Origin of the sequence: Actinacidiphila sp. bgisy160, assembly GCF_965342435.1 — a bacterium.
Lineage (GTDB): Bacteria > Actinomycetota > Actinomycetes > Streptomycetales > Streptomycetaceae > Actinacidiphila.
In genome coordinates this window covers 96509-113453 of record NZ_CBDRCM010000021.1, presented here as the reverse complement: position 1 = coordinate 113453, position 16945 = coordinate 96509, and the positions used below count along the sequence as shown (strand labels likewise).

The following is a 16945-nucleotide window of genomic DNA, read 5'->3' as shown; positions in this document are numbered from 1 at the left end:
TCCGTCGGCGGGCGCCTGCTGTGCACAGATACTCTTGACTGGTGACCGACGCCCGAGAGACCGCAACAGAAGCACCCCCGGCGCCGGTCCCGCTGCTGGACCCGCGCGAGGGAATCCCGCCGGTGACCGCCAGCCCGGAGGCCTTCGCCGACGTTGTCGCGGCTTTCGCCGCGGGCTCCGGACCTGTCGCCGTCGACGCCGAGCGCGCATCCGGTTATCGCTACGGCCAGCGGGCCTATCTGGTCCAGCTGCGTCGTACCGGGGCAGGGACCGCGCTGATCGACCCCGTCGCCTGTCGGGACCTGTCGGCGCTCAGCGCCGCGCTCGACGGCACGGAATGGGTGCTGCACGCCGCCACGCAGGACCTGCCGTGCCTCGACGAGGCGGGCATGCGCCCCACCCGGCTGTTCGACACCGAGCTGGCCGGCCGCCTCGCCGGCTTCGCCCGGGTCGGGCTGGGCGCGATGGTGGAGAACGTCCTCGGGTACGCCCTGGAGAAGGGTCATTCCGCCGTCGACTGGTCCACCCGGCCGCTCCCCGAACCGTGGCTGCGTTACGCCGCGCTGGACGTGGAGCTCCTGGTCGACCTGCGCGACGCGCTGGAGGAGGAGCTGCGCGCCCAGGGCAAACTGGAGTGGGCGATGCAGGAGTTCGCGGCCATCGCCGCGGCCCCGCCGCCCCCGCCCCGCGTCGACCCTTGGCGCCGCACCTCCGGCATGCACAAGGTGCGCCGGCGCCGCCAGATGGCGGTCGTCCGCGAGCTGTGGACCCTCCGGGACCGGATCGCCCGCGAGCGGGACGTCTCACCCGGCCGCGTCCTCACCGACGCGGCCATCGTCACCGCGTCCCTGGAGGCCACCCCCAACGCGCACGCGCTGGCCGCGCTCCCCGGGTTCGGGCATCGCATGGGACGGCGCCAGCTGGAGCAATGGCAGGCCGCGATCGACCACGCCCGCAGCATCCCCGAGCGGGACCTGCCGCAGCCCGGCCCCGCCTACACCGGTCCCCCGCCGCCGCGCGCCTGGGCCGACAAGGACCCGGCCGCCGCGGCCCGGCTCTCCGCGGCGCGGGCGGCGGTCTCCGCGCTGGCGGAGCAGCTGAACCTCCCCCAGGAGAACCTCATCACCCCGGACACCGTCCGCCGCCTGTGCTGGGCGCCCCCGCGCGACCGCGGCCCCGAGTCCGTGGCGGCTTTCCTGACGGAGGCCGGCGCGCGGCCGTGGCAGGTCGAACTCACGACGCCGATTCTCACGGCGGCGGTGGCGGCGACGCCGCCGTCCTGACCGGGGGTGCCCCTACGGCCGGTTGTCGTGTGCGGCTCGTTTGCGCCTGGGGCGGGCATCCCCGCCCGCCCCGAGCCTTCGGCCGGGGGGACCCCATCAGGCGCGGTCTGTGCGGTCCCGCGCACCGTTACGTTGCGCTCGAAGCCGCACCGCAGCACATCGCCAGCCATCGGCCGGGGGGTGTCCCCGCCTCGGGGCTCGTGGCGCTGCCCCACATCGTCCGGCAGCGCGCGCCGCTCGTCCCCCGCGGGGCACCACGCCCACCCCCTCCGGTCGTGTGGTCGGCCGGCGGCCGGACGAGGTGGGGGCACGGTCAGTCGTTCCTCCCACCGCACGCAATTCCCCTGGCCGAAGGCTGGGGGCGGGTTGGCTCACCCCCACCCACCGGCGTGCGAACGGCGAGGACCGTGCACACCGAGCACGTGCGGCGCCGCTGTGGGGTCGCGCCCACCCTCCCCCGGCTACCGCTGGGTGGTGCCGCCACGCCTGCGCCGGACCGCCCGCCCCCCACCGGCCGTTGGTCGCGCAACCGACGGAGGGGGCGGGGTCGGTGGGGGGTCTCCCCGGCCGAAGGCCGGGGGGAGGGAGGGTGGGGGAGAAACCCCGACCGCAACCACGAACCGCGCCGCACACAACGACAACGGGCGGCCCGGCGCAGCCGAACGTGTGACGCCGCACACCCGCACTGGGCACATCGGTTACCCACGAGTAGCATGTACGGCGGAGCCGCCGTCTTCTGCCCGCGGCAAGCGAACCCGCATCTTGAGGAGAGCCAACGTGCCTCGTACCGCTAGGGACGTCGTCTTCGTCGACGGCGTCCGCACCCCGTTCGGCAAGGCGGGCCCGAAGGGCATCTACCACGAGACCCGCGCCGACGACCTGGTCATCAAGTCCATCCGGGAGCTGCTGCGCCGCAACCCCGCGCTTTCCCCGGAGCGCATCGACGAGGTCGCCATCGCCGCGACCACCCAGATCGGCGACCAGGGCCTGACCCTGGGCCGTACGGCCGCGATCCTGGCGGGGCTGCCCAAGTCGGTGCCCGGCTTCTCCATCGACCGCATGTGCGCGGGCGCGATGACCGCGGTCACCAGCGTCGCCGGCGGCATCGCCTTCGGCGCGTACGACGTGGCGCTCGCGGGCGGCGTGGAGCACATGGGCCGGCACCCGATGGGCGAGGGCGTGGACCCGAACCCGCGCTTCGTGTCGGAGAAACTGGTCGACGAGTCCGCCCTGTTCATGGGCATGACGGCGGAGAACCTGCACGACCGCTTCCCGCACCTGACCAAGCAGCGCGCCGACGAGTACGCGGTCCGCAGCCAGGAGAAGGCGGCGAAGGCGTACGCGAACGGCAGGATCCAGCAGGACCTGGTGCCGATCTCGGTGCGCCGCACCTCCCCCGAGGGCGGGGAGACCGGCTGGGGCCTGGCCACCGCCGACGAGCCGATGCGCCCGGGCACCACGCTGGAGAACCTGGCGGGCCTGAAGACCCCGTTCCGCGCCCACGGCAACGTGACGGCGGGCAACTCGGCGGGGCTCAACGACGGCGCCACCGCCTCCCTGGTCGCCGCCGAGGACGTCGCCCGGGAGCTGGGCCTCCCGGTGAAGATGCGCCTGGTCTCCTACGCCTTCGTGGGCGTCGAGCCCGAGGTGATGGGCATCGGCCCGGTCCCGGCGACGGAGAAGGCGCTCGCCAAGGCGGGCCTGTCCATCTCCGACATCGGCCTCTTCGAGGTCAACGAGGCGTTCGCCGTCCAGGTGCTGGCCTTCCTGGACCACTACGGCATCGCCGACGACGATGCGCGCGTCAACCAGTACGGCGGCGCGATCGCGTTCGGCCACCCGCTCGCTTCCTCCGGCGTCCGTCTGATGACGCAGCTGGCCCGCCAGTTCGAGGAGCAGCCGCACGTCCGCTACGGCCTGACCACCATGTGCGTCGGCTTCGGCATGGGCGGCACCGTGATCTGGGAGAACCCGCACTTCGACGGAGGCAGCAAGTGACCACCACCGCCGAGCTCCTCAAGGGAGCGGCCGAGCTGTTCCCGGACGAGGTCGTGACGCAGGCGCACGTGCGCCACCTCGACCTCCCGCAGGGCGCCGGGCGCTTCGCGCTCATCACCCTGGACAACGGTCTGGACCACACCAAGCCCACCACCTTCGGCCCGCAGTCGCTGGCGAACCTGAACGCCGCCCTCGACCAGGTCGAGAAGGAGGCCGCGGACGGCGCGATCGTCGGCGTCGGTGTCACCGGCAAGCCGTTCATCTTCGCGGTCGGCGCCGACCTCAAGGGCGTCGAGCTGCTGAAGCGCCGTGAGGACGCGCTGGCCATCGGCAAGGGCGGCCACGACGTCTTCCGCCGTCTGCGGTCCCTCGCCGTCCCGACCTTCGCGTACTACAACGGCGCGGCCATGGGCGGCGGCGTCGAGGTCGGCCTGCACTGCAGTTACCGCACCGTCTCGTCGGCCATCCCGGCCTTCTCCCTCCCCGAGGTCTTCCTGGGCCTGGTCCCGGGCTGGGGCGGCTGCACGCTGCTGCCGAACCTCATCGGCGCCGAGCGCGCGGTGAGCGTCATCATCGAGAACTCGCTCAACCAGAACAAGCAGCTGAAGGGTGGCCAGATCTACGACCTGGGCATCGCCGACGCGTTGTTCGACGGCGCGGACTTCCTGGAGCAGTCGCTCATCTGGACGGCCGCCGTCCTCAAGGGCGAGATCCAGATCGTCCGCCCCGAGCTGGACCGCGGTGCGGCGTGGGACGAGGCCGTCGCCAAGGGCCGTGCCTTCGCCGACTCCAAGGTGCACGGCGCCGCCCCGGCCGCGTACCGGGCGCTGGACATCATCGCCGCCGTCAAGGACGGTGACCTGTCGGCCGGTTTCGACGCCGAGGACGAGGCCCTTGCGGACCTCATCATGGGCGGTGAGCTGCGCTCCGGCATCTACGCCTTCAACCTGGTGCAAAAGCGCGGCAAGCGCCCGGCCGGCGCCCCGGACAAGAACCTGGCCCGCCCGGTCACCAAGGTCGGCGTCGTCGGCGCCGGTCTGATGGCCTCGCAGCTGGCGCTGCTCTTCGCGCGCCGCCTGGAGGTGCCGGTGGTCCTCACCGACATCGACCAGGAGCGCGTGGACAAGGGCGTCGGCTACGTCCACGGCGAGATCGACAAGCTGCTGGTCAAGGGCCGCGTCAACCAGGACAAGGCGAACCGCCTCAAGGCCCTGGTCTCCGGCTCCCTCGACAAGGCCGCGGCCTTCGCGGACGCGGACTTCGTCATCGAGGCGGTCTTCGAGGAGATCGGCGTCAAGCAGCAGGTCTTCGCCGAGGTCGAGGCGGTGGTGAGGCCGGAGACCATCCTGGCCACCAACACCTCCTCCCTCTCGGTCAGCGAGATGGCCTCGAAGCTGGAGCACCCGGAGCGGGTCGTCGGCTTCCACTTCTTCAACCCGGTCGCGGTGCTGCCGCTGCTGGAGATCGTGCGCGGCGAGAGGACCGACGACGCTTCCCTGGCCACCGCGTTCGCCGTGGCGAAGAAGCTGAAGAAGACCGCGGTGCTGACCAAGGACGCCCCGGCGTTCGTCGTCAACCGCATCCTCACCCGCTTCATGGGCGAGATCCAGAACGTCATCGACGAGGGCACCCCGGTGGAGACGGCGGAGAAGGCCATCGAGCCGCTCGGCCTGCCGATGTCCCCGCTGGTGCTGCTGGAGCTGGTCGGCCCGGCGATCGGTCTGCACGTCTCCGAGACGCTCAACCGCGCGTTCCCGGACCGCTTCACGGTCTCCCCGAACCTGGCGGCCGTCGTCAAGGCGGGCAAGCGCGGCTTCTACGTCTACGCCGCCGAGAACGGCTTCAAGCCGGAGCTGGACCCCGAGGTCGCCGCGCTCCTGGTGCAGGGCGACAGCGTCCTGACGGAACAGCAGGTGCGCGACCGCGTCCTGGACGCGGTGGCGCAGGAGATCGGCATCATGCTGGAGGAGGGTGTCGTCGCCGAGGCGCAGGACATCGACCTCTGCCTGATCACCGGTGCCGGCTGGCCCTTCCACCTGGGCGGCATCACGCCGTACCTGGACCGTGAGGGCGTCTCGGAGCGGGTGAACGGCAAGCCGTTCCTGGCCCCGGGCGTGGCGAGCGTGCCCGCGTAAGTCACCGCCGTAACACCGGTTCTGCCCCCCGGTACCGCTTGCCGCGGTACCGGGGCGGAACACTTCCGGGTGGTCTCCGTCCGGGCCGGCGCGCCATGGCGTCGCCGTCACCACCGGCCCGCGAAGGGGTGGTGGTCGCACGTCGGCCCGGACGGGGGCGGCCAGATCAGAAGCCCGCTCCATCGCACCACCGGGCACCTGCTGGACCCATCGCAGGGCCGAACCGCCGCCCGGCGCAACGACGATCATGCTGCCGGTGGCGTACGGCAAGATCGGCCCGAACCACGTCGTGGCCGCCGAGCCACAGGCGGCCCGTCTGGGGGAGGCGATCCGGGAGGACACCGGCATCCCCGAGCCGGTGCCGAAGTCCACGACCTCCAACTGAGGCTCACGCGGCGGGCGCGGAGCCCTCCGGAAGGCGGGCGGCGCAGTAAGCGACCGTCAGGTCACGCACCAGGGCCTTGCGTTCGTAGTCGTCGAGATCGACCAGGCCGCGGTCGAGGAGGCCGCGCACGGTCTCGCCGACGGCGGTGAGGGCATCGTCGAGGGCGGCCCTGCGGTGCCGGGCGTCCAGCGCCGCCAGTCGGGCGCGGCGCATGGCGGAGGCCACGGCGGGGGCGTAGTCGACCCGGACGGGCTGGACGGAGAACACCTCGACTCCGACGGGTCGCAGGTCCTGGACGACGATCCGGGTGAGGTCGTCCGCGAGGCGGTCGGCGTCGCGGAGCGTGGGACCGGGGCCGTGGAAGTCGTCGGCGGGCAGCCGGGACACACAGCGGACGACCGCTGCCTCGACCTGTTCGCGCAGGTAGCGCACGTGGTCGTGGACGGTGAAGGCGGCCCGCGCGGTGTCGCGGACCCGCCAGACCACCAGGACCGTGGTCTGCAACGGGGTGCCGACGGCGTCGGTGGCCTCGATGGGGCTGCTGCGCCAGTGACGCAGGCTGGTGTCGACGCGGCGGCGGGCGAGGAGCGGACTGATCCACAGCAGCCCGGTACGGCGGACGGTGCCGTGGTAGGCGCCGTGCCGGGTGAGCATCCACACGGAGCCAGGGCGGCCCCGGACCAGGCCGAGCGCGGTCAGGGCGGTGAGCGCGGCGAGGACGGCGACGGCGACGGTGCGCACGACCGGGGAGGTCCCGGCGGGGCCCAGGAGGAGCGCGGCGGTGCCGCCTGCGGCCGCCAGGGCCGTGAGCACGGCGAGGCCGCCGGGCAGGCAGCGTCCCGGACGTTCGGCGATCTCGGGCGGCGGCGCGGCGGCGGCTGGGCTGTGGACGCCGTGGGCGACGGGTGCCGGAGCGGGAACGGGGAGTTCGGCCCGGTTCCCCTGGGGGGTGATCGTCATGAGAAGAGCCGCCTCCACGTCTCGGGACCCGGGTAACCGTCCGCCCGGCTGCCCGACCACCCCTGGGCCCGCTGGAAGGCCTCGACGGCGCGCCGGTCGGCCTCGCCCCAGCGGGGGCCGGGGCCCTTCGCGTAGAACCGGCCGAAGCCCTTGGCGGCCAGTTGCCGTCCCAGCGCGAGCACGTGCGGGCCCGACTGGCCGGGCCTGAAGCCGCCGAGGCCCGGGTAGTCCGGGGCTGCCGCCGGGCGGCCGCCACCGGCGATGTCGGACCCCGCGCCCTGGGTGAGGTAACGCCACGTCAGCGGGCCGGGGAAGCCGTCGGCCTGATCGCCCTTCCAGCCCTGGGCCTGCTGGAAGGCACGGGTGGCACGGCGGTCGGCGTCGCTCCAGCGGGGCCCCGGGCCGTCGTGGTAGAAGGTGCCCGCGCCCCGCTGCCGCAGCATCTTGCCGAGCCGGGTGACGTATCCGTTGGAGGCGCCGGGGCCGAAGGACCAGCTCCCCGGGTATCCGGCGGAGGCCAGGTCGCCGAGGTCGAGGTCCCCGTAGAGGTCGTCGTAGAAGTCGCCGTAGCCCTCGCCGCGCAGGTACTTGTAACGGTAGGGGACGTAGCGCTTGGAGTGGTCCCAGTAGGCGTACGGCGTCGTGCGCACCCGGGCACGCGGACGGGTCTGCTCGTAGGCCACGTAACGGCTGTGCGCGGCATTCGCCCAGCCCCCGAAGATCGTGACGTGGGAACCGTCGACCGGGTCGCGGGGGTTGTGGAAGAGCAGGATGTCGCCGGGTTCGAGCTCGTCGCGGCCGATCCGTTCCGCGAAGCGGGGCAGTGTGCCGGTCCACTGGCTGGTGCCCAGGCCCCAGGCCATGGAGACGAATCCGGAGCAGTCCTGCCGGTAGCCGTCCCGCCAGCGGCGGCGCATGTCGTACGGGACGCGGGCGTCGATCCACCCCTGGGCCCGTTCCAGGATCTGATCGCGGGTCAGGCGGAGTGGGACCGCGGCGCCGATCCGGTCCGGCTGCGCCTGCTCGGTCCGGCCTGCGGACGCGGCCTGGCCCGCGTCCTCACCGGGGGCCGCCACCGCGGCGGGCGCCACGGCGGCCGCGCCGGCCGTGGCCAGGACGACCAGTGCGGCAGGAGCGGCAGCCGGTGGCGCGCAGGGGGGCGTGGCACGGGTCGCCGCCCGGATCAGCCGTCGCCGGGCGCAGTCCTCACAGACGCAGCCCGGCTGCGGCCCGACCTCGTCGAACACCGGTGTGGACATGCGCACCACCACTCCTCGCGATCGAGTGCCACATGCCCTTATTACCCGATGTCCACGTAAATCTGATGGAACGACAACGGGTGATGCGGTCAGCCTGTCGCGGTGGTGCCGTTCACGACCTCGGCAACGGCCTTGTCGACCAGCTTCGTCAAGCGCTCGGGGGTGAGCCCGGACGCACCGCCCGTGGGATCGGTGACGGTCTCGCCGTTCACCCGCACGACCGGAACGGAGGTGAACCCGGCCGCGGCGAACTCCTCCTGGGAGCGCCGCACCCAGCCGTCGTGGTCGCCGCCCTGGACGCACGGGACGAAGTGCGTCTCGTCCACACCGCCGGCCTTCTTCGCCAGGCTCTTCAGGAACGCGTCGCTGGTGAACGGGTCGTCCTGGGTGTCGGCGGGCTGGGCGTCCCACACCTGCGCGACGTACTCCTGGAACCGGCCCACGTCCTGGGCGCACGCGGCCGCGTTGGCCGCGGCGAGGGAACCGCTGCCGCCGTCCGCGGTGTCGGTCGGCGTCACCAGCCGGTAGTCGATCTGCACCTGACCGGTGACGACCAGCTTCGCGAGGGTGTCCGCGTACTCGGCGGCGAAGGCCTTCGACTCCGGGCTGCGCAGGTCCTCGTACACGGTCAGCGTCACCGGCAGCTTCGTCGGCTTGACCGGTACCGCCAGCTGCTCCTGGCCCGAGGCGCCGGCCGGTGCCTTGGCCTCGTGCTGCTTCTCACTGCGCACATGCGCCCCGAGGACGGCCGAACCCCCGAACACCACACCCAGGACGATCACCGTCCCGGCGTAGGACCGCCAGCGCTTGGACTTCGTCTGCTTCACCGGGACTTTCTACCACCGCGTACGAACACGCCCCGTGGGAGGGTACGTCCTCACACCACGGGGAGCGGGCCGCGGGCGCGACGATTCGCCGACGCGAAGCCGCCGACGGACACCGGGGCCGGCCGGACTCGCCCCATACCGGGCCGGTTGTGCCAGGGTGGGCCGGTGGTGAACGACGGGACAGCGCCCCTGGTCGTGGTCGACGCCGCCAACACCGTGGGGTCCGTCCCCGACGGGTGGTGGCGGGACCGGCACGGGGCGACGGAGCGATTGCGGGACGCCCTCGCGGGACTGGCGCGGACCGGGCTGCCGGAGCGGGCGGACGTGCCGGAATGGGCACGGCGGGCACCGCTCGACCTCGTGCTCGTGGTGGAGGGCGCGGCCCGGGAGGTGGCGCCCGTGCCGGGGGTACGGGTCGAGGCGGCCCCCGGCAGCGGTGACGACCTCATCGCCGGGATCGTCGCGGCCCGGGCGCCCGAGCGGCCGTGCCTGGTCGTGACGGCCGACCGGGAGCTGCGCCGCCGGGTGACCGCCCACGGCGCGGCCGTCGCGGGGCCGCGGTCGGTGCGTGGCTGACTAACCGCGCGACGGCCTGGCGTACAGCACCGCGCCGTCGGCGGTGGCGACCCGCTCGTAGCCGCCCCGGTCGAGCAGACGGCGCAGTCCCGGGACGTGCGCCGCGCCGTAGGGGGCGCCCCGGGAGTCGTCGACCACGACGGCCGGGGGCGCGGTGGAGAACTCCCGGCGGAAGTCCGCCCAGGCACCCGGTACGGCGTACTCCTCGCCGACCCGGGCTCCGCCGCGTCCGCCGCTGAAGTTGGTGAGGAACCCCGCGGTGAGGAAGCGGCCGGCCGGTGCGCGGCCGGCGAACCAGTACTGCTCCGGGTGCATGCCCCACACCAGGACGGTCTCGTCCGCGTCGGTGTGGGCGCGGATCGCGGCGGCGACGGTGCGGGCGTGGCCGAGTTCCGCTCGCGGGGCGGCGAAGCCCCAGCCGGTGCACACCGCCGCCGCCAGCACCGTCCAGACGGCGGCGACCCTCCTGGCGGGCCCGCGCGCGGGCAGCCGCCGCAGCGCGGCCACCCCGACGAGCGTGAGCGGGGGCAGCAGTTGCAGGTAGTAGTGGCCGTAGAACTGGAAGCCCGCCACGACGGCGACGGCGGCCGCGCCGAGCCAGATCCACAGCTCGGCCGTGGCGGCGGCCCTCCGGCGCGCGGCGAGCCGGACGGCGGGCAGCACCAGCCCCGCCCCGGCCGCTGTGAGGATCGCGGCGTTGCCGAGCCCCCGCCCGGCCGCGAGCAGCCAGGCGCCCTCGGGCGACATGTAGGCGCCGGACCCGGTGACGGTCCAGAAGACGAAGCGCCCCCCGCCGGTCGCCAGGGCCACGGCCGCGACGGGCAGCCCGCAGCCCGCCGCCAGCCGTCCCCACGCGCCCGGGCTCCCGCGCCGGGCCCGCCACAACATCCAGAGCACCGGGAGGAGCACCACCGCGCCGGTCTGTTTGGTCAGCGCCGCCCCGGCGACCGCCACCCCGGCCGCGCCCCAGCGTCCGCGCTCGGCGCAGAGCACGGCGGCGACCGTCCACGGCAGGGTGAAGACCTCGAAGGTGGCCGCCTGCGTGTCCTCGGGCGCCAGCCCCACGGACAGCAGCAGGTAGCCGAATCCGGCGGCCGCGCCCCACCGGTCGCCCCAGCGGCGCCGGGCGAGGGCGACGAGCAGCGCCGCGGTCACCACGTGTGCGAGGACCGCCGCCACCCGCAGGGGCCACAGCGAACCGTCGCCGAAGACCGCGAACGCGCCGTGGTAGAGCCACGGAAGCAAGGGGGGCTTGCGGTCCACCACGGTGTCGTAGAGGACCCCGCCGGAGGCGAGCACACGCGCCTGGGTGGCGAGGAAACCCTCGTCGGGGTTCCAGACGGGGCGTACGAAGGACGGCAGGTGGACCACGGCCGCCACGAGCGTCAGCAGCGGGAGCAGCAGGGGCCACGAGAACCGGGTGAACGGGGAGATCGCGCGGGACGGGTCCGCGTCCGCCCGCCGTTGCGGGAGCGCGGGCGCGGCGGCGCGGGCGGTCTCGGGGCGGGTCGTCACGTGCCCAACGTACCGGGCGCCCTCCGGGTGCGTCAGCTCACCCCTGCGGCGCCGGCTTGCGCACCCGGCTGTGCCGGTAGCCGTACAGGAAGTAGACGATGAAGCCGAGCGCCATCCAGACGGCGAACCGCAACCAGGTCTCGGCCGGGAGGTTGAGCATCAGCCACAGCGTGGCGAGCACCGACACGGCGGGCAGCCAGGGCACCAACGGGGTGCGGAAGGCCCGCGGCAGGTCGGGGCGGGTACGGCGGAGCACCACGACGCCGATGGCGACGACGACGAACGCGAAGAGGGTGCCGATGTTCACCAGCTCGGCGAGTTCCTCGATGGTCGTGAAGCCCGCGACGATCGCCACGATGCCGCCGAGCAGGATCGTCGAGCGGTAGGGCGTGCCCCGGGTGGGGTGCACCCGGGAGAAGAAGCGCGGCAGCAGCCCGTCGCGGCTCATCGCGAAGAAGACCCGGCTCTGCCCGAGGAGCAGGATCATGCAGACCGTCGTCAGGCCCACCACCGCGCCGAAGGCGATCAGCCCGGCCCAGAAGGGGTGGCCCACGGCCTTGAAGGCGTCGGCCAGCGGCGCGTCCACCGACAGCTGGGAGTAGTGCTGCATGCCGGTGACGACGATGGAGACGGCGACGTAGAGCACGGTGCAGATGAGCAGCGAGCCGAGGATGCCGCGCGGCACGTCCCGTTGCGGGTTCCTGGTCTCCTCGGCCGCGGTGGCGACGATGTCGAAGCCGATGTACGCGAAGAAGACCACGGCTGCCGCGGTGAAGATGCCCATGACGCCGAACTGGGACGGCGTGAAGCCCGAGACCAGCTGGATCAGCGGGGCCTTGATGCCGGCCTCCGCCCCCTCGGACGGCACGGCGGGCGGGACGAACGGCGTGTAGTTGTGGCCCTTGATGAAGAACGCGCCCACGACGATGACGATCAGCACCACGGTCACCTTGATGGCCACCACCACGGAGGTGACCCGGGCCGAGAGCTTCATCCCGGCGACCAGGATGGCGGTGAGCGCCGCCACCAGCAGGAAGGCCAGCACGTCGAAGTGGAAGCCGCTCTGCTCGCCGCCGGACAGCACGGACGGCAGGTGCCAGCCCCAGTTGTCCATGATCGAGCGCATGTACCCGGACCATCCGACGGCGACCACGGCGCAGCCCAGCGCCAGTTCCAGGACCAGGTCCCAGCCGATGATCCAGGCGGGCAGTTCGCCGAGGGTGGCGAAGGAGAAGGTGTACGCGGACCCGGCCACCGGCACGGTGGAGGCGAACTCCGCGTAGCACAGGGCGGCCAGCGCGCAGACGACGCCGGCGGCGACGAAGGACAGCGCGACCGCCGGGCCCGCGTTCTCCTTCGCCACCTTGCCGGTGAGGACGAAGATGCCGGTGCCGATGACCACTCCGACCCCGAAGACCGTGAGGTCGAGGGCGGACAGCGACTTCTTGAGCGCGTGCTCCGGCTCCTGGGTGTCCCTCAGGGATTCCTCGACCGATTTGGTACGGAAGAACCCGCTCCGTCCCTTCGTAGCGTTACCGCCCACGTCCACCGGCGCACCTCCACAGTTGTTCCTGCATCACAGCACCCGCGGATGCTTGTGACCGGATCTGGCGCGCCTACACACCGACAGAAGGGCCGGGCGATCACCCGCCCGGGTGTCGCCCGGCCCGGTGGTGCCGAAGCCGTCGGAGCGGGTGTCAGTCGCCCGCGACCTGGGGCGCGGGCTCGTCGGCGTAACGGCCCTCGAGCCGGCTGACGAGTCCGGTCACCTGGCGCGCGATGTCCGGGGCGGTCAGGCCGATCTCGGCCATGACCTCCTTGCGGCTGGCGTGGTCGAGGAACTCCTGCGGGATGCCGAAGTCGCGCAGCGGCACGTCCACGTTGGCGTCGCGCAGCGCCTGGGCGACGGCGGAGCCGACACCTCCGACGCGCCCGTTGTCCTCGACCGTGACGACGACCCGGTGGCCGGCCGCGAGACCGGGCAGGGCCGCGTCGACGGGCTTGACCCAGCGGGGGTCGACGACGGTGGTGGTGATGCCCTGGGCGTCGAGCAGGTCGGCGATCTCCAGGCACATCGGGGCGAGCGCGCCGACGGAGACCAGCAGGACGTCCGGCTTGGCGCCGTCACCCTGGGGCTCGGCCTGACGCAGCACGTCCATGCCGCCGACCTTGCCGACGGCCTTGACCGCCGGGCCGACCGCGCCCTTGGAGTAGCGGACCACGGTCGGGGCGTCCGGGACCTCGACGGCCTCGCGGAGCTGGGCGCGCACCTGGTCGGCGTCGCGCGGGGCGGCGATCCGCACGCCCGGGACGACCTGCAGGATCGACATGTCCCACATGCCGTTGTGCGAGGCACCGTCGGTGCCGGTGATGCCGGCGCGGTCCAGCACGAAGGTGACGCCGCACTTGTGCAGCGCGACGTCCATCAGCACCTGGTCGAAGGCGCGGTTGAGGAAGGTCGCGTAGACGGCGACGACCGGGTGCAGGCCGCCGGTCGCCAGGCCCGCCGCGGACACCACCGCGTGCTGCTCGGCGATGCCGACGTCGTAGACGCGGTCGGGGAACGCCTTGGCGAACTTGTCCAGACCCACGGGCTGGAGCATCGCGGCGGTGATGGCCACGATGTCCTTGCGCTCCCTGCCGAGCTTGACCATCTCCTCGCCGAAGACCGAGGTCCAGTCGGCGCCGGAGGCGGCGATCGGCAGGCCGGTGTCCGGGTGGATCTTGCCGACGGCGTGGAAGCGGTCGGCCTCGTCCTGCAGGGCGGGGGTGTAGCCGCGGCCCTTCTCCGTCAGGCAGTGGACGATGACCGGCCCGCCGAAGCGCTTGGCGCGCTGCAGCGCGGACTCCAGGGCGGCGATGTCGTGGCCGTCGATCGGGCCGACGTACTTCAGGCCCAGGTCCTCGAACATGCCCTGCGGCGCGATGAAGTCCTTGAAGCCCTTCTTGGCGCCGTGCAGGGTCTCGTACAGCGGCTGGCCGATGACCGGGGTGCGCTCCAGCAGTTCCTTGGTGCGGGTGAGGAAGCGCTCGTAGCCGTCGGTGGTACGCAGCGTGGCGAGGTGGTTGGCGAGGCCGCCGATGGTGGGCGCGTAGGAGCGCTCGTTGTCGTTGACGACGATGACCAGCGGACGGTCCTTGGCGGCGGCGATGTTGTTCAGCGCCTCCCAGGCCATGCCGCCCGTCAGGGCGCCGTCACCGATCACGGCGACGGTGTGATCGCGCTTGCCGAGCTGCTCGTTGGCCTTGGCCAGGCCGTCGGCCCAGCCGAGCACCGTGGAGGCGTGGCTGTTCTCGATGACGTCGTGCTCGGACTCGGCGCGCGAGGGGTAGCCGGACAGGCCGCCCTTGCCCTTGAGCTTGGAGAAGTCCTGACGGCCGGTGAGCAGCTTGTGGACGTAGGACTGGTGTCCGGTGTCCCACAGCACCTTGTCCTTCGGCGAGTCGAAGACACGGTGCAGGGCGATGGTCAGTTCGACGACACCGAGGTTCGGCCCCAGGTGCCCGCCCGTCTTGGAGACCTCGTCGACCAGGAAGGTACGGATCTCGCCTGCCAGCTCGACCAGCTGCTCCGGGCTGAGCCGGTCGAGGTCGCGCGGTCCCTTGATACGGGTCAGCAGCGCCACCCGTGCCTCCTTGTTGTCGCTTTCCGGTTTCCCGAGTGTATGTGTTCGCGTTTTCAGCTCCGCACACACCCGTGCCCGGCGCTGGGATGATCTTCCCTGCGCCGGGCACGTCCCGCCACTGGTACGGTGCGAACCCTCAGCCGCGGCCCGCGGCCTTCTGGCTCTTGCGGGACACCGAGTCGATGACCACGGCGGCGAGGAGCACCGCGGCGGTGATCATGTACTGGAGCGCGGTGTTCATGTTGAGCAGGTCCAGGCCGGTCTGGATGGACTGGATGACCAGCATGCCGAGCAGGGCGGACCAGACGCTGCCGCGACCGCCGAAGAGGCTGGTGCCGCCGATGACCGCGGCCGCGATGGCCAGCATCAGGTAGTTGCCGCCACCGGCGCCCAGGGAAGCGGTGTAGGTCTGGGCGGCGAAGAACAGACCGCCGAGCGCCGCGAAGCCACCGGAGATGGCGAACACCGAGATGCGGACGAAGGCGACGTTGATACCCGCGCGACGGGCGGCCTCGATGCCACCGCCGACCGCGAAGATCTTGCGGCCATAGGCCGTGCGCCGCAGCACGAAGTCGATGATCACCAGGGCGGCCAGGAAGATGACCAGCGCGTTGGGCACGCCGTTCGCCTGGTTGAGCACGTAGGCGGCGACGAAGGAGATGATCGCGAGGGCGCCGACCCGCAGCGCGATCTCACTGGTGGGGCGGAACGGGACGCCGGCGGTGCGGCGGCGGCGCTGCTCGATGAGCGAGCCCGCGAGCATGGCCCCGGTGCCGAGGCCGGCCAGCAGGTAGGCGCCCGCGATGTCCTGGTCCAGGAAGAAGGAACGCTGGCCCAGGATGTGCAGGGGGCCGTCGTCCGGGATCGAGAGGCTTCCGCTGGCGCCGAGCAGCTGCAGCATGAGGCCGTTCCAGCCGAGGAAGCCGGCGAGGGTGACGACGAACGCGGGGACGCCGATCTTCGCGAAGAACCAGCCGTGCAGGGAACCGATGAGAACGCCGGTCACGATGGTCAGGACCAGCGCGAGCCAGGGGTTCATCCCGTGGTTGGTCACGAAGATGGCGAAGAGGGCCGATGCCAGACCGCTGACCGAGCCGACCGAGAGGTCGATCTCGCCGAGCAGCAGCACGAAGACCAGGCCGATGGCCAGCATGCCCGTGGCGGCCAGGAAGAAGCCGATGTTGGCCAGGTTGCCGGCGGTGAGGAACTGGCTGGACTGGGTCTGGAAGATGGTCCAGATGATGATCAGGCCGATGATGACCGGCAGCGAGCCGAGCTCACCGCCGCGCACCTTGCGCTTGAACTCCGTGAGGTAGCCCTTGAAGCCCTCTTCACGGACGAGCAGGCGCGGGTCGACCATGGGCACGGCCGCCGAGGACGCGTCCTCGACCGCTGCTGCCACGTCCTTCTTTACGGTCTTCGACGTGTCGCTCACTTTGCATCCTCCGTGCGCCGCGCCTGACGGCGGGTCACGGCGTTGTCCGTGGCGCCCGTGATCGCGGAGATGATTTCTTCCTGGGACGTGCTCTTGACGTCGAACACACCGTTGTTGCGACCGAGGCGCAGTACCGCCACCTTGTCCGCGACGGCCTTGACGTCCACCATGTTGTGGCTGATGAGGATGACGGCGAGGCCACGCTGGCGCAGCCGCTCCACCAGGTCGAGCACCTGGGCCGTCTGCTCCACACCGAGCGCGGCGGTGGGCTCGTCGAGGATGACCAGCTTGGGGTCGCCGATCAGGGCGCGGGCGATCGCGACGACCTGCCGCTGACCACCCGACAGGCTGGCGATCGGGATGCGGACGCTCGGGATGCGGATCGACAGGGTGCTCAGCAGCTCCCTGGACCGCGCCTCCATGGTGACCTCGTCGATCACACTGGCGCGCTTGATCTCGCGGCCGAGGTAGAGGTTGGCGACGACGTCGAGGTTGTCACAGAGCGCCAGGTCCTGGTAGACCGTCGCGATTCCGAAGCCCTGGGCGTCGTGCGGCTTGTTGATGCTGACCGGCTTGCCCTCCCACTCGATGACGCCTTCATCGATGGGGTGGACACCCGCGATCGTCTTGACCAGGGTCGACTTACCTGCGCCGTTGTCGCCGACGAGCGCGACGACCTCACCGGCGTGGACCTCCAGGTCGACATCGGTGAGTGCTTGGACCGCACCGAATCGCTTGGAGACTCCGCGCAACGCCAGCACGGGCGTAGCGGACACGTGAACCATCTCCTTCGCCGCCTGACCGGCGGGGATGCCGCGCTTGGAGGGGCGCGGAGTTTTGTGCAAACTGCACAGCTTTACATGAACGGGAGCGGACTGTCTGTCCGGCACCCGCCCCGTCAGCGGGGTCTGTTGGACGGGGCGGGCGCCGGACAGGTTCGCGTGGC

Annotated in this window: 13 protein-coding genes; 5 read left to right on the top strand and 8 right to left on the bottom strand. The window is 72.3% G+C overall.

Going from position 1 to position 16945, the window contains the following annotated elements; all coding sequences use genetic code 11:
• Positions 1-41: 41 nt before the first annotated feature.
• From ACRWNP_RS18725 to ACRWNP_RS18710, 4 genes are all read left to right on the top strand, one after another.
• Positions 42-1283: an HRDC domain-containing protein gene (locus ACRWNP_RS18725; RefSeq protein WP_431962723.1), complete on the top strand. Its 1242-nt coding sequence runs from the start codon at positions 42-44 to the stop codon at positions 1281-1283.
• A gap of 777 nt (positions 1284-2060) precedes the next feature.
• On the top strand, positions 2061-3281 hold the full coding sequence (locus ACRWNP_RS18720; protein ID WP_431962721.1) for a thiolase family protein: 1221 nt from the start codon (positions 2061-2063) through the stop codon (positions 3279-3281).
• Positions 3278-5416, top strand: a complete 2139-nt coding sequence (locus tag ACRWNP_RS18715) for a 3-hydroxyacyl-CoA dehydrogenase NAD-binding domain-containing protein (protein ID WP_431962719.1) — start codon at positions 3278-3280, stop codon at positions 5414-5416. The genes ACRWNP_RS18720 and ACRWNP_RS18715 overlap by 4 nt, the downstream gene beginning before the upstream one ends.
• A 256-nt stretch (positions 5417-5672) precedes the next feature.
• Positions 5673-5801 carry a hypothetical protein gene (locus tag ACRWNP_RS18710; RefSeq protein WP_431962717.1) on the top strand — a complete coding sequence of 43 codons (129 nt, stop codon included), beginning with the start codon at positions 5673-5675 and terminating at the stop codon, positions 5799-5801.
• 3 nt (positions 5802-5804) lie between these two features.
• Here ACRWNP_RS18710 and ACRWNP_RS18705 read toward each other — a convergent pair whose 3' ends face one another.
• The 3 genes from ACRWNP_RS18705 to ACRWNP_RS18695 form a co-directional block, all read right to left on the bottom strand.
• Positions 5805-6761, bottom strand: coding sequence for an SPFH domain-containing protein (locus ACRWNP_RS18705; RefSeq protein WP_431962715.1), 957 nt, complete (start codon positions 6759-6761; stop codon positions 5805-5807).
• Positions 6758-8020, bottom strand: a complete 1263-nt coding sequence (locus ACRWNP_RS18700) for a peptidoglycan-binding protein (RefSeq protein ID WP_431962713.1) — start codon at positions 8018-8020, stop codon at positions 6758-6760. The genes ACRWNP_RS18705 and ACRWNP_RS18700 overlap by 4 nt, the downstream gene beginning before the upstream one ends.
• Positions 8021-8109: 89 nt before the next feature.
• Positions 8110-8847 carry a DsbA family protein gene (locus ACRWNP_RS18695; RefSeq protein WP_431962711.1) on the bottom strand — a complete coding sequence of 246 codons (738 nt, stop codon included), beginning with the start codon at positions 8845-8847 and terminating at the stop codon, positions 8110-8112.
• 165 nt (positions 8848-9012) lie between these two features.
• On the opposite strand from ACRWNP_RS18695, the gene ACRWNP_RS18690 reads away from it, so the two are divergent.
• Complete coding sequence (locus ACRWNP_RS18690; RefSeq protein ID WP_431962709.1) at positions 9013-9423, top strand: NTP pyrophosphohydrolase; 411 nt, start codon at positions 9013-9015, stop codon at positions 9421-9423.
• Here the strand turns inward: ACRWNP_RS18690 and ACRWNP_RS18685 are convergent, their stop codons facing one another.
• The 5 genes from ACRWNP_RS18685 to ACRWNP_RS18665 form a co-directional block, all read right to left on the bottom strand.
• Positions 9424-10938 carry an ArnT family glycosyltransferase gene (locus tag ACRWNP_RS18685; protein WP_431962707.1) on the bottom strand — a complete coding sequence of 505 codons (1515 nt, stop codon included), beginning with the start codon at positions 10936-10938 and terminating at the stop codon, positions 9424-9426. It lies immediately after the preceding gene.
• A gap of 37 nt (positions 10939-10975) precedes the next feature.
• Positions 10976-12487, bottom strand: coding sequence for an amino acid permease (locus tag ACRWNP_RS18680; protein ID WP_431962705.1), 1512 nt, complete (start codon positions 12485-12487; stop codon positions 10976-10978).
• Positions 12488-12635: 148 nt separating this feature from the next.
• On the bottom strand, positions 12636-14564 hold the full coding sequence (gene dxs, locus ACRWNP_RS18675) for a 1-deoxy-D-xylulose-5-phosphate synthase (protein WP_431962703.1): 1929 nt from the start codon (positions 14562-14564) through the stop codon (positions 12636-12638).
• Between the two features lie 136 nt (positions 14565-14700).
• Positions 14701-15999: a sugar ABC transporter permease gene (locus ACRWNP_RS18670; protein WP_431962702.1), complete on the bottom strand. Its 1299-nt coding sequence runs from the start codon at positions 15997-15999 to the stop codon at positions 14701-14703.
• Positions 15996-16784 carry an ATP-binding cassette domain-containing protein gene (locus ACRWNP_RS18665; RefSeq protein WP_037733039.1) on the bottom strand — a complete coding sequence of 263 codons (789 nt, stop codon included), beginning with the start codon at positions 16782-16784 and terminating at the stop codon, positions 15996-15998. The genes ACRWNP_RS18670 and ACRWNP_RS18665 overlap by 4 nt, the downstream gene beginning before the upstream one ends.
• Positions 16785-16945 lie beyond the last annotated feature (161 nt).

What these genes read in the sequence shown, in the direction of transcription:
- ACRWNP_RS18705 (WP_431962715.1), bottom strand. Translation starts at nt 6,761, where the DNA reads ATGACGATCACCCCCCAGGGGAACCGGGCCGAACTCCCCGTTCCCGCT.
- ACRWNP_RS18700 (WP_431962713.1), bottom strand. Translation starts at nt 8,020, where the DNA reads ATGTCCACACCGGTGTTCGACGAGGTCGGGCCGCAGCCGGGCTGCGTC.
- ACRWNP_RS18665 (WP_037733039.1), bottom strand. Translation starts at nt 16,784, where the DNA reads ATGGTTCACGTGTCCGCTACGCCCGTGCTGGCGTTGCGCGGAGTCTCC.